The organism is Kitasatospora sp. NPDC040550 (assembly GCF_055594965.1).
In genome coordinates this window covers 20,191-41,327 of sequence record NZ_JBVIWC010000034.1, presented here as the reverse complement: position 1 = coordinate 41,327, position 21,137 = coordinate 20,191, and the positions used below count along the sequence as shown (strand labels likewise).

Sequence of the window (21,137 nt, the reverse complement as noted above, 5' to 3'; positions counted from 1 at the left end):
GACCGGGAGCGGGACGTGGGACAGCAGCAGGAGCGGGCGCGGGAGTTCCGGCTGGCGGCGGTGTTCGACACGGTCGACCCGGTGGCCGGGCCGGGCTTCGCGCCGGACCACCCGCTGGTGCTCGACGCCGGGCAGCGGGCCGCCCTGCTCGGGTACCTGAGGTCCGGCGTGGAGGTGCTGGTGACGCCGATGCTGATGGACGACATCTTCGACACCTCCCGTCGGGGCGCCGTCCCGATGAACTACCGCACCGACGGCGAGTGGATCTGGACCGACACCGTCGCCTACTACCTGGAGGAGTACGACCTCGCGCCCGAGCCCGCTCTGCTCGCCCATCTGCGCGAGCGCACCGGGGCGCTCGCGCGGCCGTCGGCGGAGACCGTGCGGCGGGCGGTGGACTTCGTGCTGAACCCGCCGCGCCCGGCCGGGCCGGCCTGGCGCCCGCGGACCGGCTGAACCCGGCGCCGTCCGCCGTCCGTCGGTCTGGGGGAGGGGTGGTTTTCGCCGCGCGGCCGCACGGTCGCGCCAGGCGGCCCCGGTGGGCGTCGTCGAGGGCCAGGGAGCGTGGGTGGGCAGGGAACGTAGTGCGCAGGGCAACGGGTCCTCAGGCGGTGGCATCCAGCTGCCCGCGGTGGCCTGGGAGGTACCGGAGCCGGCCGCCGAGACCCGGACACCGGCCGCCGAGACCCGGACGCCGGCCGCTGCCGGCGCTCCCGCGGCGGTGGGCGCCGCCGGTGCGGTGCCCGCACTCGCGCAGGGTGCGCCCGGGCAGGGGACGGCCGGGCAGGGCGCGACGCGCGCCGAGGCGGCCGGGCAGGCCCGGCCCGGGGTCAGCGCCGCCCCGGCGCCGGCCGCCGCGGCCGAGGAGGAGAGCGCCGGGCGGCGCATCCCCAAGCCGATGGTGGCCGCCGCGGTGATCGCCGGCCTGGTGCTGGTCGGAGTGCCGCTGGGCATCGCGGGCTTCGGCGGGGACGGCCCCGGCACCCCCGGTGCCGACGGGCCGCCGCCGGCCGGCTTCTCCCAGCCCGACGGCGGCGGCAACGGCTACGTTCCCGGCGCCGACGCGCCCGGCAACCCGCCCGGTGACCAGCCGCTGCAGCCCGGCCAGCCCGGTGAAGGCGGCCAGCCCGGCCAGCCGGCCGGCGCCCAGCCCGGCGAGGGCGCCGTGGTGCCCGCTGCGGCGGCCGCCGGGGCCGCGCTGCCCGGCATCGGCGCCGACCAGGGCACCGGACCGGGCAGCACGACCACCAACCACGGCGCCGCCGGAGCGCCCGCCGCACCCCAGGGCGGCGGCCAGAGCACCGGCCAGGGCGCGGGCCAGGGCAGCGGCCAGGGCGCCGGGCAGGGCGCGGGGCAGGGCGGCGGCGCACCGCAGACCCAGCCCCAGCAGCCCGCCAAGCCCCAGCAGCCCGCCCCGCCCCCGGCCAAGCCCACCCAGCCCGCCCCGCCGCCCGCGCCCACCTACCACGCCGTCGCCGGCCCGGGCTGCGGCGGATCCACCTCCCTGCAGCAGAACGGCTGGTACGACGACGGGCAGAAGGGATGGCGCAAGAACTCCGGCGGCTACACCGGCGACGGCTGCGGCGGCGGCTTCACCTCGGTGCCGATGTCCGGCAGGGCCGACCGGGACGACACCAGCAACTCCGTGGTGTGGACCTTCAACACCGGCTCGCTCACCACCGGCAGCTGCCGCCTGTCGGTGTACGTGCCCAACGGCGACCTCAAGGCCGTCGGCGGCGCCCCCACCTACTACACCGTCCAGAACCAGTCCTTCACCGTCAACCAGGTCTCCTCCCGGGGCCAGTGGGTCGCGGCGGGCACCTTCCCGCTCAGCGGCGGCCGCATCGCCGTGGTGATGCACAGCCGCGGCCAGGACTGGGTGGGCGACAGCGTCAAGACCTACGCCCACCACGCCGCCTCCGCCGTCCGCGCCGACTGCACCGGCTGACCCGGCCCGCACCACCCGCACCACGACACCACCCGCACCACGACACCACCCGCACCACGGCGCCAGCGCCCGCACCACCGGCACCAGCGCCAGCGCCAGCACCACGGCACCACCGGCACCACAGCCACGAACGACGGAGGAGAACGGCCCATGACCCGCCATGTGCTGACGGTCGGCGCGCAGCCGGGCGAGGGCGGCTACCGCACGATCGGCGCCGCCCTGGAGGCGGCCCGCAGCGGCGCGGTGATCAGCGTCCGCCCGGGCCGCTACGACGAGAACCTCGTCATCACCAAGATGGTGACCATCACCGCCGAGGAGGCCCGCGGCAGTGTGCGCCTGTCCCCGCGCCGCGGGGCCGTCGTCCAGGTCGTCGCGGAGGCCGTCCAGCTCACCGGCCTGGTCCTGCACGGCCAGGACGAGGAACTGCCCACCGTCGACGTCCCGCGCGGCCAGGCCGCCCTCCAGGACTGCGAGGTCGCCGGCAACTCCTGGACCGCCGTCCTCACCCGCGGCCAGGGCTCCCTGGCCATGCGCGGCTGCCGCGTGGTCAACCCCGCCGGCGCCGGCATCGTCGAGACCTCCACCGGCACCAGCGTCATCGAGGACACCGTCATCGAACACCTCGGCAGCTCCGCCGTGGTGATCGGCGAGAACGCCAACCCCGTCGTGCGCAACTGCGTCCTGCGCGACGCCCGGGGCAACGGCGTGTGCGCCAACGGCGAAGGCCGCGGCTCCATCGAGGACTGCGAGATCTCCGCCACCGACAAGCCCGGCATCGCCCTGGAGGAACACAGCGCCACCCGGGTGCTGCGCACCACCGTGCGCGACGCCGCCATCGGCGTCTACCTCAGCTCCGCCGCCCAGGTCCTCCTCGAGGACTGCACCCTGGACAGCACCCGCGGCCACGGACTGGTCCTGGCCGGCGGCACCGACCCCCTGGTGCGCCGCTGCCGCACCACCCGCACCAAGGGCCACGGCATCCACGTCACGGCCCGCTCCCGCGGCCGCTTCGAGGAGTGCGCGGTCGCCGACGCCCAGGGCACCGGCATCCTCGTCGACGAGTCCGCCAGCCCGGTCCTGACCCGCACCACCGTCACCGACGGCGGCGGCGACGCCGTCGAACTGACCGGCGAGAGCGCCGCCGAGTTCGACCGCCTGGAGGTGCGCGGCGCCGCCGGCACCGGCGTCCTGGTCCGCGACGGCGCCAACCCGCTGCTGCGCCGCCTGGACGTCGCCGAGGTCGGCGGACACGGCGTCGAGGTGCTGCGCGAGGGCCGCGGCCGCCTGGAGTCCTGCCTGCTGGGCACGGGCGGGCGCGCCGCCCTGCGGATCGCCGACGGCGGCAACACCCAGGTCGGCGCCACCACCGTGCGCGGCGCCGCCACCACCGGCGCCCCGGCGGTGAACGGCGTCGAGATCGGCCCCGGCGGCGTCGCCTCGCTGCGCGACTGCGACATCGCCGGCTGCGGCGGCGACGGCCTGCTGGTCGAGGACGGCGGCGAACTCACCGCCGCCCGCACCCGCGTCCACGACAACCGCCGCCACGGCGTCCTCCTCGCCACCGGGGCCCGGGCCGCGCTGACCGGCTGCGAACTCACCGACAACGCCCACGACGGACTGCGCGTGGACTCCGAGGAACCGGTGCGCGTCACCGGCTGCACCGTCACCGGCAACCGCGGCTCCGGACTGCGCCAGAGCAGGCCGAGCACCCGCCTGGCCGTCCAGGACCTGACCAGCCGCGACAACGCCCACGCCGACAGCCACGGCAGCGGCGCCGCGCACCCCGGCGCCGCCGCCACCGCCGCCACCCGCCCCGCCGCCACCCCGGCCGCCCCCGGCGACCCCGACCGGGCCGGCCCGCACGGCGCCGCCACCCAGGCGCCGCCACCGCCGCCCGAGGGCCCGCAGGCCGCCCTGCAGGCCCTGGTGGGCCTGGAAGGCGTCAAGGAGCAGGTCGCCACCCTGGTCAACCTCAACAAGCTGGCCCGGCGCCGCGAACTCGCCGGCATGCCCGCCCTCCCGATGGGCCGGCACCTGATCTTCGCCGGCCCGCCCGGCACCGGGAAGACCACCGTCGCCCGCCTCTACGGCAGCATCCTGGCCGAACTCGGAGTGCTGCGCAGCGGCCACCTGACCGAGGTGGCCCGCGCCGACCTGGTCGCCTCGATCGTCGGCGGCACCGCCATCAAGACCACCGAGGTGTTCACCGAGGCCCTGGGCGGCGTGCTGTTCATCGACGAGGCGTACACCCTGTCCGCCGGATCCGGCGGCACCGGACCGGACTTCGGCCGCGAGGCGATCGACACCCTGGTCAAGCTGATGGAGGACCACCGCGACGACATCGTGGTGATCGTCGCCGGCTACTCGGAGGAGATGCGCGACTTCCTCTCCTCCAACCCGGGCCTGGCCTCCCGGTTCAGCCGCACCGTGGAGTTCCGCAACTACTCGGCGCAGGAACTGGTCACCATCGTCGAACGGGCCGCCGCCGCCCACGGCTTCGAACTCGCCGAGGCCACCGTGGAGGCACTCGCCGCGCACTTCACCCGCATGCCCAAGGGCCCGGACTTCGGCAACGGCCGCGCGGCCCGCAAGGTCTTCGAGGAGATGGTCGACCGCCAGGCCTCCCGGCTCGCGGCCCTGGCCGAGGTCACCGACGCCGACCTGCCGCTGCTGCTGCCCGAGGACCTCGGCGCCGACGCCGCCCGCGCCAACGGCCCCCGCCCGGGCACCGACGGCCGCGGCGAACTCCTGGAACGGCTGCGCGCGATGGTGGGCCTGAGCGCCGCCAAGGAACAGGTCGAGAACCTGGTCAACCTGATCACCCAGGCCCGCCGCCGCGAGGAGGCCGGCCTGCCCGCCGCCAGGATCAGCCACCACCTCGTCTTCGCCGGCCCGCCCGGCACCGGCAAGACCACCGTCGCCCGCCTCTACGGCGCCCTGCTCGCCGAACTCGGCGTCCTGCCCACCGGCCAGCTCGTCGAGACCGCCCGCGCCGACCTGGTCGGGCGCTACATCGGCCACACCGCCCAGCTCACCAAGGAGGCCTTCGAACGCGCCCGCGGCGGCGTGCTGTTCGTCGACGAGGCCTACACCCTCACCCCGCGCGGCGGCGCCGCCTCCGGCGACTTCGGCCAGGAAGCCGTCGACACCCTGATGAAACTGATGGAGGACCACCGCGACGAGGTCGTGGTGATCGTGGCCGGCTACCAGGAGGAGATGCGGACCTTCCTCGCCTCCAACCCCGGCCTGGCCTCCCGCTTCCCCCAGCAGATCGCCTTCGACCACTACAGCGCCGACGAACTCGTCACCATCGTCAACCGCCAGGCCGGGGAAGCCGGCTACGTCTGCGCCCCCGAGACCCTCACGGCACTGGCACGGCTGTGCGAGGCCGTGCCCCGGGACCGCAACTTCGGCAACGGCCGCTTCGCCCGCCAGACCCTGGAGGCGATGGTGACCCGCCAGGCCGGGCGCCTGGCCCGCCTGGAGGTCGGCGACGTCTCCGAACTGAGCCTGCTGCTGCCCCAGGACGTCCCCGCCCTGCTCCAGGCGAGCACGGTGTGAGCGCCCGCCGGACCGCCGCCCTCGCCGCCGCCCTGTGCACCCTGTCCACCCTGTCCACCCTGGGCACCGGGGCCGCGCCGGCCGCGGCGGCCGGCAGCGACCCGTCGGCGCTGCCCGTCATCGGCCAGAGCCGCCAGGCCACCCGCGCCGGCGACTGCCTCAAACCCTCCGACAAGGGCACCGACCGCACCCCCTGGGCCCAGACCTACCTGCGCCCCGAAGCCGCCTGGCCGCTCAGCCGCGGCGCCGGGGTCACCGTCGCCGTCGTCGGCTCCGGCGTCGACCCCGCCTCCGGGGTCCTGGGCGAACGCCTGCTGCCCGGCCCGCGCGAGTACGGCGCCGGCGGCGCCACCCGCGACTGCGTCGGCCACGGCACCTTCCTCGCCGGACTGATCGCCGCCCGCCACCAGGACGGCACCGGCTTCGCCGGCATCGCCCCCGAAGCACGGATCCTGGCCGTCGCCGTCACCGACGACACCGGCAACACCACCCCCGCCCTGCTCGCCAAGGGCATCCGGGACGCCACCGACGCCGGCGCCCGGATCATCGCCTCCGCACTGCCCCTGCCCGCCGGCGACAGCACCCTCGACGACGCGCTGCGCCACGCCGACACCCACGGCGTCCTGGTCGTCGCCCCCGCCACCCCCGACCAGGGCGCCACTGTGCCCTCCGCCCCGCCACAGGTCCTCACCGTCGCCGCCCTGGCCCCGGGCGGCGGCGCGGCGGCGACCGGGGCGGACGGGGGAACGCGGACGGGGACGGGGACGGGGGCGGGGACGGGTGTCGGCATGAACCCGGCCGGCACCGGTGCCCGGGTCGACCTGACCGCCCCGGGCGAGGCCATGATGAGCACCGGACCGGCCGGAAAGGGCTACTTCACCGGCAGCGGCCCCAGTTTCGCCACCGCCGTCGTCGCCGGCACCGCCGCCCTGCTCCTCGGCCACCACCCCGACCTCGACCCGGCCCACCTGCGCGAACGCCTCGAAGCCACCGCCTACCACCCCGGCACCGCCCTGCCCGACCCCCGCCTGGGCTACGGCAGCGTCGACCCCCTGGCCGCCCTCACCGCCACCGTGCCCCCCGCCGCCGCCACCCTCCCCGCCCCGCGGGCCACCCTCCTGGCACCCCCACCCCCGGACCCGGCCCCGGGCCAGGCCGCCACGGTGGCCGTCGCCGTCCTGACCGTCGTCACCCTCACCCTGGGCCCGGCCCTCCTGTGCACCGCCGCCCGCCGCCGCGCCTGGCGCCCGGGCCGCTGGCAGGCCTGACCCGGCGACACCGCCCCGGCACCGGTTTCAGCCCGCGCCGCCCCGCGCCGCCCTGGTCCGTGCCGCCGGGGGTGCCGCCCGTTCGCGGTCAGGCGCCGGCCGGGCGGATGCCCTCGGCGACGAGGGCGGCGAGGTCGAGGTAGGCGCGGCGGGTGCGCTGGTGGAGCCTGGCGGGCTCGAACGCGCCGCCGAGGGCGAGGTGTTCGTCGAAGGGCAGCACGAGGGCGCCCCGGCAGCGCTGCCCGAAGTGGGCGACCAGGTCGTCCGCGTTGATCGCCCGGCTCTTGGCGCGCACGCCGGAGATCAGGGTGACGCTGCGCCGGGCCAGTTCCCCGTAGCCGTTGGCGCACAGCCAGTCCAGGGTGGTGTCGGCGCCGCTGGCGCCGTCGACGCTGGTGGTGGCGGTGATGACGAGCTGGTCGGCGAGGTCGAGCACGGCGCCCATCGAGCCGTGCAGCAGGCCGGTGCCGCAGTCGGCGAGGACGATCGGGTACTGGCGGCTCAGCAGGTCCACCAGCCGCCGGTAGTCCTCGCCGCCGAAGGCGTCGGCGACGGTGGGGTCGGCGTCGTTGGCCAGGACCTCCAGCCCGCTGGGGGTCAGCGAGGTGAAGCGGCGGATGTCCATGTAGCCGGTGATCGAGGGCGCGGCCGCGAGCAGGTCCTGGACGGTCGCCGGGCTCTCGCGCCGGATGCGCCGGCTCAGGGTGCCGGTGTCCGGGTTGGCGTCGACGGCGACGACCTTGTCGGACCGGGTCTCGGCGAGGACGGTACCGAGCCCGAGCGTCGCGGAGGTCTTGCCGACGCCGCCCTTGAGGCCGATGACCGCGATCCGGAAGGAGCGGTGCAGCGGGGTGCGGATGAGGGCCGCCAGCCGTTCCCGCTCACGCTGCTCGCCCCGGCCCAGGCCCAGCCCGGCGCCCAGCAGCCGGGGGCGCCGGGCCGGGGCCGGCGCGGCGACGGGCGGCGGCGCGGCGACGGCGGGCGCCGCCGCCGGCACCGGCAGGGGGGCCGGTAGCGGGGCCGGCAGGGGCGGGGCGTACGGCGGGGGAGGCGGCGCCAGGAGGGCGGGCGCGGTGGGCGCGGTGGGCGCGGTGGGCGCGGGCCGGGCCTGCGGGGGGATGAGCACCGTGCCCAGGGAGTCCAGCGGCCGCCGCCAGTCGGGCTCGGCCGGCCGGGCCGGGGGGAGCAGCCCGTAGTCGGGGGAGAGGTCCCGTTCCGGGCCCTGCCCCAGCCGCCGCACCTGCTCGATGACCATGTGGTCCGCCGCCACGTTCCGCCTCCTGTCGCCACGCCGGCGCCCTGCCGGTGCCGTACGGGGTCCCCCACCTGGCACAACGGCCTGGGCCGCCGTGACCGTTCACCGCCGGGCGCCGGGGGGCGATCGCCGTCAGGGCGGCGGGAGTTCGCCGGCCGCCGCCACCAGGGCGGGGCAGCTCGCGCATGCCGTCGAAGGTGCGGGCGCCGGGCCCGGCGAGCCGGGTCACCAGCTCGATGGGTAGGGGCAGGCCGTCACCCCGGAGCGCCGGTGATCATGAGGGCGGGCCGGTCCGGGGCGGGCCGGCGGCGGGTCAGGCGACCGTGGGGGGCAGGTGGGCGAGCAGGACGGCGACGGCCTCCTCGGGGGTGGCCGTCTCGGCCAGCAGGCGTTCGTGGCGCGGGGCGTAGACCCGGTAGGGCGGGCCGAAGCAGCCGATGGACGGGATGTCGTCGGCCCCGAAGCGCGGCGGCGCCTCGTGCAGCAGGTGCAGGGTCCCGTGGGAGGGCCAGGGGTAGAGGCCGCGCAGCCGGGGTTCGGCGTACGCGGCCCCGACGACCAGGGGGTCGCCCTGGCGGGCGCCGGTGCCGTCCAGCAGGAGGCGCCAGGCCGTGGGGATGTCGCGGGTTTCACTCACGACGGGCGATCATGCGCGAGCGCCCCGGCGCGGGGCAAACCGGCGCGGGGCAAACCGGCGCGGGGCAAACCGGCGCGGGGCAAGCCGGCGCGGGGCGAGGCGCTGGGGCGAGCCGGTGGGCTCACCGCTCCTCGGCGGGGGTGTCCAGGTGCCCGGACAGGCGCCCCAGCAGGGTCATCAGGGTGGCGAACTCCCGCGGCGTCAGACAGGCCGTCAACCGCTCCCGCAACCCGGCGGCCTGCCCGGCGACGCGCCGGTGGGCGGCGCGGCCCCGCTCGGTCAGGGCGGCGGAGCCGTCCGCGTCCAGCGCGACCCAGCCGCGGGCGGCGAGCCCCTCCAGGCACGGACGCACGGTCGGCTCCTCGGCGCGCAGGAAGGCGGCCAGCGCCGCGTCGACCGCGGCGGTGGTCGTCGGCCCGTGGGAGAGGGCGTCGAGCACCTGCCAGTCGCGCCGGCTCAGCGCGTCGGCGGCGAACAGGCGCGCCATGGACTGCTCGATGGCGCCGTCGACCTCGCGCAGCCAGTACCCGAGCGGGCGCTGCCCGCGCGCCTCGGGCAGGCCGGTGGCGGCGGGCGTGGCGGCGGTTGCGGCGGCGGGCGTGGCGGTTTCGGGCATAACAGGTCCCCCCTGATGCATGTCCTTTGACAAAAGTTGTAACCTAGCATGCATGTCTGAGCGGGAGAGGAAGCATCAGGAACTCGGGCCCGACACCGCCGCCGAGGACGCGAACGCCGCCGAGGACGCCCCCGGCACCGAGGACGTGTCCGCCGCCGCCGTCGAACGGGCCATGGTCGCCCTCCGCCACAGCCAGACCCGCCGTTCGCTGGGCCGCCTCGCCCGGCCCGAGGGCGCCGGCGCGATCGACCCCACCCTGTTCGGCGTCCTGGACGCCGTCGAGGCCCACCCCGGCCCGTGCGCCGTCACCGACCTCGCCGCCGCCCTCGGCGTCGACCAGCCCCGGGCCAGCCGCCTGGTGCTGCGCACCGTCGAGCAGGGCTGGCTGGAACGCGGCAGCGACCCGCGCGACGCCCGCCGCACCCTGCTCGCCCTCACCCCCGCCGGGCGCGCGCAGGTGGCGGCCGCCCACCGGCTGCGCCGCGTGGTCTTCGCCCAGGCCATGGCCGGCTGGAGCGAGAGCGACCGCACCGCGTTCGCCCGCCTGATCACCGCCTTCGTCGCCGACTTCGCCCGCACCGTCGCCGACGGGCGCTGAGCCGGGCCCCGACGGCCCGGCCCTGGGCGGTCCCGGGTCAGCGGTCCTGGGTCAGCAGCACCGGAAGCGACCGGTGCCCGTTGGAGATCAGCGAGTCCACCGGCTCCAGCTCGACCCCCGGCAGCAGCGCCAGCCGCGGGAAGCGTTCGAACAGCGCCCGCAGTGCCGTGCGCCCCTCCAGCCGGGCCAGCGGCGCGCCCAGGCAGAAGTGCGGGCCGTGTCCGAAGGCCAGGTGGTCCTTCACCGGCCGCGTCACGTCGAACACCGCCCCGGTGCTCCCGTAGCGGGCCGGGTGGCGCCCGGCGGCCGCGTAGGCGGCCAGGATCGCCTCGCCCCGGCGGATCGTCACCCCGCCGGGCAGCGCGATGTCCTCGACGGCGTAGCGCAGCGGCAGGTGCGCCACCGGCGCGTCGCGGCGCAGCGACTCCTCGACCACGTCCTCCCACCCGGCCTTGCCCGCGCGCACCAGGTCCAGCTGCTCGGGGTGGGTGAGCAGCAGCGTGATCGCGTTGTCGATGAGGTTGACGGTGGTCTCGTAGCCGGCCGAGACGATCAGCAGCAGGGTGTCGCGCAGCTCCTCCTCGCTCAGCGCGCCGCCGTCGCCCTCGGTGTCGCGCACGGCGATCAGGGCCGAGGTCAGGTCCTCGCCCGGCCGGGCCCGCTTGGCGGCGATCAGCCGGTCGAGCATGCCGTAGAACGCGGCGGCGTTGGCCGCGGCCTCCTGCGGGGTGAGGGTGGTGGCGAAGACCCGGTCGACGTGGTGGCGGAAGCTCTCGCGCAGGGTGTCGGGCAGGCCGAGCAGGTGGGCGATGACCCGGATCGGCAGCGGGTGGGCCAGGCGCTCGCGCAGGTCCACCGCGGTGCCCGCCGGGGTGGCGGCGACGGCGTCCAGCAGCTCGTCGGTCAACTCCTCGACGCGGTGGGCCAGTTCGGCGACCTGACGGGTGCTGAACGCGGCCCCGGTCAGCCGGCGCAGCCGGCGGTGGTCGGCGCCGTGCGCGGTGAACATGTTGCGGGCGCTCACCCACAGGGCCAGCGGCCAGTCGGGCACCAGGCGTTCGAAGTCCGGCCAGTGCAGGAGGGGGTCCTTGGACACCCGGGGGTCCTTGAGCAGTTCCTCCAGCAGCAGCGGGTCGGCGACCGACCAGGCCGGCACGCCGAGGATGTCCACCGGGGTGGCGGGCCCGCGCGCGCACAGCTCCTCGCTCTCGGCGTCGCGGGCCCGCCCGGTGGGGTCCAGGACGAGGCGGTGCTCCACCGGGCACCCGGCCGGCCGGTTCGACTCGTCGTCCACGAGGGCTCCTTCACGCGGGTTCGAGGGTTCGTGCGGGTTCGCGGGTTCGCGGGTTGGTACGGGCTGCGCGGCGTGCGGCGTGCGGTGTGTCCGCCACGAGGATGGCCCGCCCGCGCGCCGCCGTCGAGACCGCCCCGCCCCGACCCGCCCCGCCCCGACCGCCCCGCCGCCGCCTCCACCGGCCCGGGCCCGCGCCCGGTCACAGCCCGGCGGCCGGCCAGACGGCCACGGCCGCGGCCGCGGCGAGGGCGAGCCCGGCGTTGAGGACGATCCGGCGGTCCCCGCCCGTCAGGTGCACGGGGATCGCGCCGGCCTGGAGGAGGACGAGGCCGACGGCCGCGGCCGGCGCCAGCACGGTGGCGACGCCGGTCAGCGGCGGCAGCACCAGCCCGGCCGCGCCGAGCACCTCGACCGCCCCCAGCGCCCTGAGGGCGGGCAGCGGCACGCGGTCGACCCAGGCCATCATCGGCCGCAGCCGGTCACGGCCGCGGACCGCTTTCAGCGTGCCCGCGTAGGCGTAGAAGAGCGCGAGCGGCCCCGCGACGATCCAGTAGGCGATGTTCACGCTTCCCGTCCTCAAGCAGGTTCGGCGGACGGGCCGTTGACGGTCCGGGCGGTGCCGTCGGCGGGCTCGGTCGCGTAGCGGCTCATCGCCTCGACGTTGGCCCGCGCCGTCATCGGCCGCCCACCGGCGAGCACCTCCTGGAGGTCCCGGAAGTACTGCACGTACAGGTCCGGGGTGAAGGTGCTGAGCATGACGGCGGGCCGGTCGGTCGGGTTGGCGAAGGTGTGCGGGGTGCCGGGCGCCACCATCACCAGCGTGCCCGCGGGCGCGTCGTGGTCCTGCTCCCCGACGGTGAAGCGCACCGTCCCGGACAGGACGTAGAAGCCCTCGTCGTGCAGGCCGTGGCGGTGCTGCGGCGGCCCCTGGGTGTGCGGGGCCAGGACGGACTCGGCGATCGCGAGGCGGTGCCCGGTGTGGCTGCCGTCCTCCAGGACGCGCATGCGCGTGGTGCCCAGCACGATCGTCTCGCCCTCACCGGGACCCACCACCGACAGGGCGGGAACGGACGGTGACGCGCCGGACTTCACTTCTTCGGTCATGCCCACCAGTGCACCGCCGCCCACCCGCCCGCGTCCAAGACCCGTCCCGTCACCCCGATACCCGCTCGGTATCGTTGCAGCGTGGAGCTACGCACCCTGCGCTACTTCGTGGCCACCGCCGAGGAACTCCACTTCGGCCGGGCCGCCACCCGACTGCACATGAGCCAGCCGCCGCTGAGCCGGGCGATCAGGCAACTGGAGGCCGACCTCGGGACCCGGCTGCTCACCCGCTCACCCACCGGGGTCACCCTCACCCCGGCCGGCACGGTCCTGCTCGACGAGGCACGGGCCCTGCTGGAACGCGCCGACCGCCTCCGCGCCCTGGTGGCCACGGCCGCCGGCGCCGCGAGCGTCACCATCGGCATCCTGGGCGACAGCACCGACCCGTCGGCGGCCGCCCTCGCCGCCGCCTACCGCCGCAACCACCCCGGCATCGACATCCGCATCCGCGACACCGACCTGACCGACCCGACCTGCGGACTGCGCGCCGAACTCGTCGACATCGCCCTGACCCGGGCACCGTTCGACGAGACGGCCCTGACGACCCGGACCCTGCGCACCGACCCGGTCGGCGTGGTCCTGCGCGCCGACGACCCGCTCGCCCACCGCGACGCGCTGCGCCTGGCCGACCTGGACGAGCGCCGCTGGTTCCGGTTCCCCCAGGGCACCGACCCCGCCTGGCAGTCGTACTGGAACGGCGGCACAGCGCGCCGGGGCCCGGTGGTGCGCACCGTCCAGGAATGCCTGCAGACCGTGCTGTGGAACGGCACCGTCGGCCTCACCCCGCTCGGCCACGACCTGCCCCCGGAACTGGCCGTGGTACCACTGGTCGACATGCCGCCCAGCCGCGTGGTGGCGGCGTGGAACGAGGGCGACACCAACCCGCTGATCCACTCCTTCGTCCGGGCCGCGACGGCCGCCTACCGCCGCCCCGCCGGGTAGCCGCCCGCCGGGCCGTCAATCCCCCAGCGCCAGAGGCCAGTCGTCGGAGCGGACCGGGTTGCCCGGCGGGTACTCGAAGGCCATCTCGCCGACCAGACCGACCCCGCCCGGCGGCACACCGCGTCGGAGCCCGCCCGCGGCAGGTCCGCGTACCGGTCGGCGATGCCGTCCCAGGAGTCGCTCATCGGGGCCCGGGCGTCCAACGGGAGGTCACCGAGGCGTCGGGGGCCAGGGTCAGGCCCGCCGCGGTGAGGAAGTCCGTGAGGGTGATCTCGCCGCCGCGGGTGCCGTCGTGCCACTCGACCAGCAGGCCCGAGCGGCCCTCGATCCAGGACTGCGGGGTGTCGTCCTCGACCCCCGGGCCGGGATGCCACTCGACGCTGCCCTCCCCGTGCCGGTAGCGCAGGTACAGGTACTGGCCCCGCGCCGTCCAGGCGTCCCACTGCGAGGGGCAGGCGGAACAAGTCTGCACCACCCGCGCCAACTGCCGGTCCCCGTCCGTGTCCACCCGGCGATCGTCCCCCACCGGCACACCCGCGGGCAACCGACTTCCGCCCCCCGGCCCGCAGACCGCGGCACGACCCGCCCACCCCCGCCGTCCGGCCCCCGCGAAGCCCGCCCCGGCGGGGGTGGGGGACGGCGCGCGAACCGGCTTGATCTCAAGGGGACTTGAGCCTCTACGGTGATCGCGTCCCGATGACCCGACCGACCCGAGGGGGCGCACCGCCGTGACGCTCGAGGAGTACCCGCACGAAGTCCTGGCCGCCCAGCCCATCGGCGCCTGGAGCGCCGAGGTGTTCCACCGGGTGGTGGGCGCCCTGCGCGAGCAGCTCGCCGTCGAGGACCTCACCCAGCCGCACTGGTGGACGCTCAACCACGCCGCCGGCGCCCCCGGCCGCTGGAACCGCACCACCCTGGTCCAGCGGCTGGCCCGCTACGACGACCTCGGCACCGACTTCGACGCCGTCTTCGACGACCTCACCGCCCGCGGCTGGCTGCTGGAGGACCCGGCCACCGGCGCCATGTCCCTCACCGAGGACGGCGAGGCCGCCCGCCTGCGCGCCCGCGACCGCAACCACCGCGTCCACCTCCAGGCCCACCGGGGCGTCGACGAGGCCGACTTCGTCACCACGATCAACGTGCTGCGCCGCATCACCGCCAACATGGGTGGCGAGGGCAACCTCCCCGACTGACCCGACAGACCCGACCGACGGACCGACCCGACCCGACCGGACCGACCGACCCGACCGGCCCGGCCCGCCCGTACAGGAGGTCGACGGGGGTGATCTCCTGTACGGGCGGACCGGGCCGGCGTCCGTCCGGCGACCGACGTTCGCCGAACGCCCGCACGGACGGGGAACGCCCGTCGGGCCCCGCCGCCCGCCCCGCCGCCCCCGCAGGGCGGGCGGCGGCCCGCGCGCGGGCACGGACCCGGCGGTGACCGCCGCGGCGTGCGCCGGGGGTGCTCCCCTTTGCGCTCTTCCGCAGGCGCCGCCGGGTCCACCACGCTGGGCCCGGACCGTCCACGGGGGCGCCGACGGTCCTCGCCCGGGCCGTCAGGCCCCGAACCGGTCGGGAGTGCGGAAGGCGTATGCCCCAGGACGTCGAGTTCACGGTGCCCCTCGAGAGCCGGGTCAGCCCCGACCTTCCCCGGGCCCGCCGCCACCACCTGGCCTGGGTGAGGGAATCGGGCCTGCTGCGCGACGAGGAGGCGCTGCGCCGCTACGAGTCCTCCCGGGCGGCCGACAGCGCCGCGTACGGCTTCCCGTACGCCGCCGGCGCCGACCTCGACCTCTGCTTCGACCTGCTCGGCTGGCTCTTCCTCCTCGACGACCACTTCGACGACGGGTCGGGCACCCGGCCCACCGCCGCCGCCCGTACCGGGGACGCCGTCGCCCTGTGCCAGGAGCTGGTGGACCACCTGCGCTACGGAACCCGCCCGGGCGCCGGGGCCGCCCCCCTCGTGGCCGCCTTCGCCGACTGCTGGCAGCGGATGAGCCACGGCATGTCCCAGGAGTGGCGCCGGCGCACCGCCCACGACTGGGTCGACTACCTGGCCGGCTGGCCCACCAAGATCGCCGACCGCGTCCTGGGCGACCTGCCCGACCCGGCCGCCCACCTGCGCGCCCGCCGCCGCACGATCGGCCTGCGCCCGCTGCTCGCCCTCGCCGAGCGGGCCGGCCACTACGAGGTCCCGCTGCCCGCCTGGTGCTCCAGCCACCTGGAGGGCATGCGGATCGCCGCCTGCGACGCGATCATCGCCATGAACGAGGTCCACGCCCTGGAGCGGGACGAGGCGAGCGGGCGCCCCAACCTCGTCCTGAGCCTGATGCGCCACCAGGGCCGCGCCCGCCCCGAGGCCCTGCGCGAGGTCGGCGACACGGCCCGCCGCTCCGTCGAGACCTTCCTCCAACTGCACGCCGGGCTACCGCAGTTGGAACGCGACCTCGGCGGCTGCGTGCCCGAACTGGCCCGCTACGCCGACGCCCACGCCGCCTGGATCCGCGGCTACCACGACTGGGGGCGCACCGCCCCCTGCTACGAGGACGTACGGCGTCCGGGCTGAGGTGTCGTGGGCCGTGGGCGGCCCCTATCATGGGCGCGCTCCGCTTGATGATCACCGCTGCTGAGGGACTGTTGATGACCGGTACCGTCGTCGTGCACGCCGAGTCGCCGGTGTTCGGCCTGACGAGGCACACCTTCGGCGTGGTGGTCGACGGGGTACGGGTCGGCGAGGTCAGGCAGGGCGACACCGCCCGCTTCCCGGTGCCGGCCGGAGCCCGCGCCGTGCGGCTCGCCACCCGGGACCTCACCCGCTCCAACACGGTGACCGTGGAGGTCGGCGAGGACCGGGAGTTCCTGGTCGCGGGCCGGGGCACCGGCCTCGGATTCGCCGTCCTGGTGCCGGCGCTGGCCCCGTTCGCGATGGTCCCCTGGCCCTACGTGGTCGCGGTCATGGTGCTGACGGCCGTGGTGCTGTGGACCGTTCCCGGACTGCTGTTCCGGGTACGGGCCGTGGGCGACTCCTACCTCCCGTCCGTCCACGGCGAGGAGCGCGCCGGATCCGCCGGGAGCGCCGGGAGCGCCGGGAGCGCCGGGAGTGCCGAGCGGGAGAGCGTCGGCAACGGCCTGTGGTGGGAGTCGGACCCGGCCCTGGCCAAGCGCTTCCGCAAGTCCGCCGGTTCCTGAACCCGCCCCGGCCCGCGGCTTCTTCGAGGCCCGCCGTCGTGGGCAAGAGCCCCGGCCCCCGGGTCGGGGACGGGTCTGGCGGGGACGGCACAACGCGATATACCGTATCGCGATATAGCGTAAGTTGCTGTCCGTGCGCCGCTCACCCCGGCGCGCGGACCTTCGCCGAGCTCAGGACGGGAACCGCAACCATGCCTGGAGAGATCTCACCGGCCCCGCGGCCCGCCGCCCCGCCCGCGCTGCGGGCCTCGCACGCCGACCGGGACCGCGTGGTCTGCGCCCTGGGTGTGGCCGCGGGCGACGGCCGGCTGACCGCCGAGGAGCTGGACGAGCGGGTGGAGGCCGCGCTGTCGGCCCGCACCGTCGCCGAACTGGCCGAGCTGACCGCCGACCTGCCGCCGGTGTCGGTCTCGGCCACCGGGGCGGTGGCGCAGGGCCGGGACGTCCTGCGGATCGAGCAGAACTTCACCAGGACCGAGCGGGTGGGCAGTTGGGTGCTGCCGCGCCGCCTGGAGATCGCCGCGCAGTGGTGCCACGTGAAGCTGGACTTCACCCAGGCGGTGCTCACCCACGACACCCTGGAGATCGACACCGACATGCAGGGCGGCACCCTGACGCTGATCGTCGGCCCGGGCGTCGTGGTCGACCCCTACGGCCTGGCCCTGGAGTTCTGCAAGGTGAAGGGCCACCAGGACCCGGCCCCGGGCACCCCGGTCAGGCTGCGGATCGAGCTGATCGGGAGGAAGAGCTTCGGCCGGGTCGTCGTACGCCACTCCCGCCGCCGGCGGGGCCGACGCGACGCCCTGCCCGCCGGCGACTGACCCCCCCGCGCGGTCAGTTCCTGGTCGACTCCCTCGAGGGCGTCGGCTCCCGTCGGATGCGCCGGGAGTACCCCGAGCTGGTCGAGCACTGCTGGCGCGCACAGCGCCTGTGGTCCGGCTCCTACTTCGCCGGATCAGTCGGGGGTGCCCCGCTGCCGGCAGTCCGGCAGTCCATCGAGCCGCAGAACAGGCCCGTCCGAGCCGAGGCTCACAGTGCGGGAGGGTGCTCCGGCTCAAGGTCGGAGCACCACTCGGAACCGCTTCACCACCGGGCTGAGCCCGGTGCACCGCGATGGGATCCGGTAGCCGAGGGTGAGGTTCCCCTCGTCCGCCACGGCCTGCGGCAGTCGGTCCAGGACGTGGCGCAGCAGCGCGTCCAGCGCCGCCCGGCGTACGGCCTTCGCGCTCGTCCCGGTGTCGGCCTGCGCCTGCTCCGGCGGGCGCCCCGCACCGCCCGCCGCACCGTCGCCCGCCGCACGGCCCTCACGGCCCCGCGCACCCGCCGCCACCGCGCGGCCCGGCCGCCTCCCAGGGCCGCGCGGCGGCCGTCAGGACAGCTGGTCGAGGACCCATTCCACCAGGACGCCGGAGACCGCGCTGTGCTCGGTGTTCTCGGTGTCGAAGGCGACCGCGTCCAGGTGGAAGCGCTCGGGGCCCTGGTCGAGGAGGTTGAGGTTCGGGTCGACGTCCCAGGCGATCGGGTCGTAGACGAGCGCGGAGGCGCTGACCGCCGGGACGAAGGCGCCGCTGCGGTGGTCCTCGCTGATCTTCGCCTTGATGGCGTCGGCGACCTTGCCGAAGGAGTCCAGGGTGCCGCCGGGCACCCCGTCCAGGGCCGGGACCTCGGTGGTGGTGGAGCGGCGCAGCTCCAGGCCGACGTGCATGCCGCCGATCCGCTGCCCGGCGCCCCGGTCGGGCTGAAAGCGGGCGGTGGCGCTGGCGACCAGGGCCTGCCAGTCGAAGGCGATCTCACCGGAGGGCAGCGGGCGCCCGGTGCCGTCGCCGCGGCCGTTGGCGACGCCGAGCAGGCGCGGGCGGCGCGGGAAGTCGCCGAGGCCGGCGAGCTCGCGCACGAAGTCGGTGCGCAGTTCGCTGGCGGTGGCCACCTCGCCCGAGTACTTGGCGTCCGGCACCCAGGCCCAGAGCAGCTGCTGGGCGGCGGGGCTGCGGATCAGGTCGGCCTGGGAGGGCTGTCCGGGCTTGGGGGGCGTGAGCTTCTCGAAGAAGTACGCCATCTGCTGGAGGATCAGCGGGATCCAGGCGCCGTTGTGGGGGGAGTCCCAGGACAGGTAGGTGGCGGTCTCGTGCTCGAAGTCCTCGCTCTCCAGCTTGGCGAGCGCGTAGCGGGTGATGATGCCGCCCATGCTGACGCCGCCGACGGTCAGCGGCTCCTCGCCGACGCGCTCGGCGAGGGCGCGCCGGATCGCCTGGATCGCGACGTCGGCGTTGTGCTGGAGGTGGGTGTGGCGCTCGTCGAAGCCGATCAGGACGACGTCGTGGCCGCGGGTGAGGAGCTGGTCGAGGAAGCCCGGACGGCCGTCCTCGTAGGGGGCGTTGAAGTGGTGGAACAGGGCGGGCAGGTCGCTGGGGCCGTAGTTGAAGCCGTCGGCGAACAGGAACGGCTTCTCCAGGTGGGTGCGGCCGTTGCCGTAGTAGACGGCCGCGGTGCCGCTCGCCCGCTCGCCCGGCAGCTCCCAGGTCGCGTCGGGCACGCGCACGCCCGGCAGGCCGATGTCGGTGGTGAAGAAGATGTCGGAGACGATGGTCGCCGCGAGTTCGGCGAGTTCCTCCGGGGTGAGGTCCGTCCCGCTGGTGGTGGAGAGGGAGGTGGAGACGTCGATACGGGGGGTCACGGCCATGGTGTACCGCCTCGGTCGGGGAATGGTTCGTAGCCGACCGTAACGGTACGGTCACTCACCGCACCAGGCGTTGACCGCTATTGGCCGAAAGCGACCGGGACGGACCGCTCGGAGGCGGAGGCCCCGCGCACCACCGACCCCTGGCACGCGCCCCCGTGAGCCACCGGCCGCGCCGACCTGCCAGGACACCCTCGCCCCACCACCTGGCACCGGCGCGCCGCACCCCGGCCGTCGACCCCGGGGCCCGGAGCCCGTCCCGCACCGGCGACACGCGGCCCCGCCGCCCCGGAGCGGGCGGCAGCTCCCTCAACTACGGTCAGTGGAAGTCGAATTCGGGCCGCGATCAGACCAGGAGCAGCGTCTTGCCCAGAGCACTGCGACCCTCGATCACCGCGTGCGCGTCGGCGGCCCGCTCCAACGGGAACGTCTGCCCGATGACCGGCCGCACCCGGCCCGCGACCGCCTGCGCCATCACCTGCTCCGCCCACGGACGCATCCGCGCCCGGAACCCGAACAACTGCTCCACCCCGATCACCTCCACCCCGCGCCGCTGCGCCTCCTCGGGCTCGATCGCCGTGAGTCGGCCGCTGGAGGCGCCGTGCACGGAGAACCGGCCGTGGCGGGCCGTCACCTCGAAGGCGGCGCGGCCGATCTCCCCGCCCACGCCGTCGAAGACGACGTCGACGCCCGCGCCGCCGGTCACCCGCAGGACCTGCTCGGTCCAGTCCGGGGCGGAGTAGTCGATGGCGGCCTCGGCGCCCAGGCCGCGGACCAGGTCGAGCTTGCGCTCCCCGCGGGCGATCCCGATGACCCTGGCCCCGGCGGACCGCGCCAACTGCACCAGCAGGCTGCCGAGCCCGCCGGCCGCCGCCTCGACCAGCACCCACTGCCCGGGGGCGATCCGGGCCCCCTCGACCAGGCCCGTCGCGGTGCTGCCGTCGGAGTGCAGGGCCGCCGCCTCGCGCAGGCCCAGCCCGTCGGGAACCGGGATCAGACTCTGCGCGTCGGCCGCCACCCGCTCGGCGAAGGCACCCGTCGATCCGGCGTCGGCCAGCACGGACCGGCCGGTCCAGCCCGGATCCACGCCGTCCCCGACGGCGATCACCCGCCCGGCCACCATGCCGCCCGGCACGTAGGGCAGTTCGGGCCTGGGGTGCCACTGGTCGACGCCACGGCGGATCTGCGTCTCGACGAACGTGATGCCCACGACGGCGACGTCGACCAGCACCTGCCCCGGCCCGGGGACGGGCTCCGGTGCCTCGCTCGGAACCAGAACCTCCGGACCCCCGAAACGCACTGCCTGCACGGTCCGCATGCTGATCACTCTCCTGTTCGGACGACGGCGACTTCGACGCCCCGGATTCTTCAACCTCAAGCGGACTTGAGGTCAACCGCCCTGCGGTTGACGGGTCAGGAGGTGCCACGGCCACGGCCACGGCCGCACGATCGGTGCGCCCGGCACGCCGGTTCGGGCCGGGCGCGCACTGTCCCGATAGCGTTGCTCGTCGTCGCGCCCACCGGGGGTGCGCACGAGGGGAGAACCCACGGTGTCCACGAGCGTTCTGATGGTCGAGCAGCCGCTGTCGGCGACGGATGTCGACTTCGTCACCGGCCTGCACGACGACTCCACGTCGTTCGTCGTCCTCATGCAGCCGCGAGGAGCGGAGGACCGGCTCCTGCGGTCGATCGACGATGTCGCACTCGGAGAGCTGGAGGAGGCGGTCCACGAGGGTGACGAGCCCGAGGGCGAAGCCGCGCGGCGACCTGCCGCGCTCGCGCTGGAGCACTCGCTCAGGTCCTTGCGGGCGGCGGGCTGCGAGGCGGTCGGCCGGCTCGTCGAAGGTCATCCCCTGGACGTGCTGCGGTCGGTGGTCGACCAGACGCATGCGGACGAGGTGATCGTCCTGACCGCCCCGCACCTGGTGGAGGAGTTCTTCCACCGCGACTGGTCGAGCCGGGCCCGGCACAAGGTGGACGTCCCGGTGCTCAAGCTCTACGCGCACGCCGATGAGGAGCCGACGGGCGGCAAGTGACCCTTCCGGTCG

At 75.9% G+C, this 21,137-nt stretch carries 21 protein-coding genes and 1 pseudogene; 12 read left to right on the top strand and 10 right to left on the bottom strand.

Features of this window, described 5'->3' with window-relative positions; translation table 11 throughout:
* Positions 1-15 precede the first annotated feature (15 nt).
* From ACZ58X_RS35315 to ACZ58X_RS35300, 4 genes are all read left to right on the top strand, one after another.
* Positions 16-456, top strand: a complete 441-nt coding sequence (locus ACZ58X_RS35315) for a hypothetical protein (protein ID WP_470337663.1) — start codon at positions 16-18, stop codon at positions 454-456.
* 112 nt (positions 457-568) lie between these two features.
* Positions 569-1,948, top strand: coding sequence for a hypothetical protein (locus ACZ58X_RS35310; protein WP_470337662.1), 1,380 nt, complete (start codon positions 569-571; stop codon positions 1,946-1,948).
* A 150-nt stretch (positions 1,949-2,098) separates the two neighbouring features.
* Positions 2,099-5,509, top strand: coding sequence for a right-handed parallel beta-helix repeat-containing protein (locus ACZ58X_RS35305; protein ID WP_470337661.1), 3,411 nt, complete (start codon positions 2,099-2,101; stop codon positions 5,507-5,509).
* Positions 5,506-6,777: a S8 family serine peptidase gene (locus ACZ58X_RS35300; protein ID WP_470337660.1), complete on the top strand. Its 1,272-nt coding sequence runs from the start codon at positions 5,506-5,508 to the stop codon at positions 6,775-6,777. Before ACZ58X_RS35305 ends, ACZ58X_RS35300 begins: the two co-directional genes overlap by 4 nt.
* Before the next feature lie 88 nt (positions 6,778-6,865).
* Here the strand turns inward: ACZ58X_RS35300 and ACZ58X_RS35295 are convergent, their stop codons facing one another.
* From ACZ58X_RS35295 to ACZ58X_RS35285, 3 genes are all read right to left on the bottom strand, one after another.
* Positions 6,866-8,047, bottom strand: a complete 1,182-nt coding sequence (locus tag ACZ58X_RS35295) for a MinD/ParA family ATP-binding protein (RefSeq protein WP_470337659.1) — start codon at positions 8,045-8,047, stop codon at positions 6,866-6,868.
* A 298-nt stretch (positions 8,048-8,345) separates the two neighbouring features.
* Positions 8,346-8,669 (bottom strand): DUF6193 family natural product biosynthesis protein, encoded by a 324-nt coding sequence (locus ACZ58X_RS35290; RefSeq protein ID WP_470337658.1) that lies wholly within the window; start codon positions 8,667-8,669, stop codon positions 8,346-8,348.
* Between the two features lie 121 nt (positions 8,670-8,790).
* On the bottom strand, positions 8,791-9,285 hold the full coding sequence (locus tag ACZ58X_RS35285; RefSeq protein WP_470337657.1) for a hypothetical protein: 495 nt from the start codon (positions 9,283-9,285) through the stop codon (positions 8,791-8,793).
* A gap of 52 nt (positions 9,286-9,337) precedes the next feature.
* On the opposite strand from ACZ58X_RS35285, the gene ACZ58X_RS35280 reads away from it, so the two are divergent.
* The gene (locus tag ACZ58X_RS35280) at positions 9,338-9,883 is read left to right on the top strand and encodes a MarR family winged helix-turn-helix transcriptional regulator (protein ID WP_470337656.1); all 546 of its coding nucleotides are present in this window, start codon (positions 9,338-9,340) and stop codon (positions 9,881-9,883) included.
* Between the two features lie 37 nt (positions 9,884-9,920).
* Here ACZ58X_RS35280 and ACZ58X_RS35275 read toward each other — a convergent pair whose 3' ends face one another.
* From ACZ58X_RS35275 to ACZ58X_RS35265, 3 genes are all read right to left on the bottom strand, one after another.
* Positions 9,921-11,177 (bottom strand): cytochrome P450 family protein, encoded by a 1,257-nt coding sequence (locus ACZ58X_RS35275; RefSeq protein WP_470337655.1) that lies wholly within the window; start codon positions 11,175-11,177, stop codon positions 9,921-9,923.
* Positions 11,178-11,376: 199 nt separating this feature from the next.
* Entirely contained in the window at positions 11,377-11,742 is a 366-nt protein-coding gene (locus ACZ58X_RS35270) for a DoxX family protein (RefSeq protein WP_470337654.1), read from the bottom strand.
* A gap of 11 nt (positions 11,743-11,753) precedes the next feature.
* Entirely contained in the window at positions 11,754-12,281 is a 528-nt protein-coding gene (locus ACZ58X_RS35265) for a cupin domain-containing protein (protein ID WP_470337653.1), read from the bottom strand.
* A gap of 81 nt (positions 12,282-12,362) precedes the next feature.
* Between ACZ58X_RS35265 and ACZ58X_RS35260 the strand changes: the two genes are divergently transcribed.
* A complete protein-coding gene (locus ACZ58X_RS35260) occupies positions 12,363-13,223 on the top strand; it encodes a LysR family transcriptional regulator (protein WP_470337652.1) in 861 nt (286 codons plus the stop codon).
* 181 nt (positions 13,224-13,404) lie between these two features.
* Here ACZ58X_RS35260 and ACZ58X_RS35255 read toward each other — a convergent pair whose 3' ends face one another.
* A complete protein-coding gene (locus ACZ58X_RS35255) occupies positions 13,405-13,731 on the bottom strand; it encodes a hypothetical protein (protein WP_470337651.1) in 327 nt (108 codons plus the stop codon).
* Between the two features lie 220 nt (positions 13,732-13,951).
* On the opposite strand from ACZ58X_RS35255, the gene ACZ58X_RS35250 reads away from it, so the two are divergent.
* From ACZ58X_RS35250 to ACZ58X_RS35230, 5 genes and pseudogenes are all read left to right on the top strand, one after another.
* Positions 13,952-14,416, top strand: coding sequence for a MarR family transcriptional regulator (locus tag ACZ58X_RS35250; protein WP_470337650.1), 465 nt, complete (start codon positions 13,952-13,954; stop codon positions 14,414-14,416).
* A gap of 398 nt (positions 14,417-14,814) precedes the next feature.
* Positions 14,815-15,789 (top strand): terpene synthase family protein, encoded by a 975-nt coding sequence (locus ACZ58X_RS35245; protein ID WP_470337649.1) that lies wholly within the window; start codon positions 14,815-14,817, stop codon positions 15,787-15,789.
* 74 nt (positions 15,790-15,863) lie between these two features.
* Positions 15,864-16,412: a hypothetical protein gene (locus ACZ58X_RS35240; RefSeq protein WP_470337648.1), complete on the top strand. Its 549-nt coding sequence runs from the start codon at positions 15,864-15,866 to the stop codon at positions 16,410-16,412.
* 191 nt (positions 16,413-16,603) lie between these two features.
* Positions 16,604-17,233, top strand: a complete 630-nt coding sequence (locus tag ACZ58X_RS35235; protein WP_470337647.1) for a DUF1707 SHOCT-like domain-containing protein — start codon at positions 16,604-16,606, stop codon at positions 17,231-17,233.
* Positions 17,230-17,406: pseudogene (locus ACZ58X_RS35230) on the top strand (transposase); the annotation flags it as partial. The gene ACZ58X_RS35235 and the pseudogene ACZ58X_RS35230, both read left to right, overlap by 4 nt.
* A 60-nt stretch (positions 17,407-17,466) precedes the next feature.
* Here ACZ58X_RS35230 and ACZ58X_RS35225 read toward each other — a convergent pair.
* From ACZ58X_RS35225 to ACZ58X_RS35215, 3 genes are all read right to left on the bottom strand, one after another.
* Positions 17,467-17,742: a hypothetical protein gene (locus ACZ58X_RS35225; RefSeq protein WP_470337646.1), complete on the bottom strand. Its 276-nt coding sequence runs from the start codon at positions 17,740-17,742 to the stop codon at positions 17,467-17,469.
* Between the two features lie 39 nt (positions 17,743-17,781).
* Positions 17,782-19,086 carry a lipase family protein gene (locus ACZ58X_RS35220; protein ID WP_470337645.1) on the bottom strand — a complete coding sequence of 435 codons (1,305 nt, stop codon included), beginning with the start codon at positions 19,084-19,086 and terminating at the stop codon, positions 17,782-17,784.
* 349 nt (positions 19,087-19,435) lie between these two features.
* A complete protein-coding gene (locus tag ACZ58X_RS35215; RefSeq protein ID WP_470337644.1) occupies positions 19,436-20,407 on the bottom strand; it encodes a zinc-binding dehydrogenase in 972 nt (323 codons plus the stop codon).
* 232 nt (positions 20,408-20,639) lie between these two features.
* On the opposite strand from ACZ58X_RS35215, the gene ACZ58X_RS35210 reads away from it, so the two are divergent.
* Positions 20,640-21,125, top strand: coding sequence for an indole-3-glycerol phosphate synthase (locus tag ACZ58X_RS35210; protein ID WP_470337643.1), 486 nt, complete (start codon positions 20,640-20,642; stop codon positions 21,123-21,125).
* The last annotated feature ends 12 nt before the right edge of the window (positions 21,126-21,137 follow it).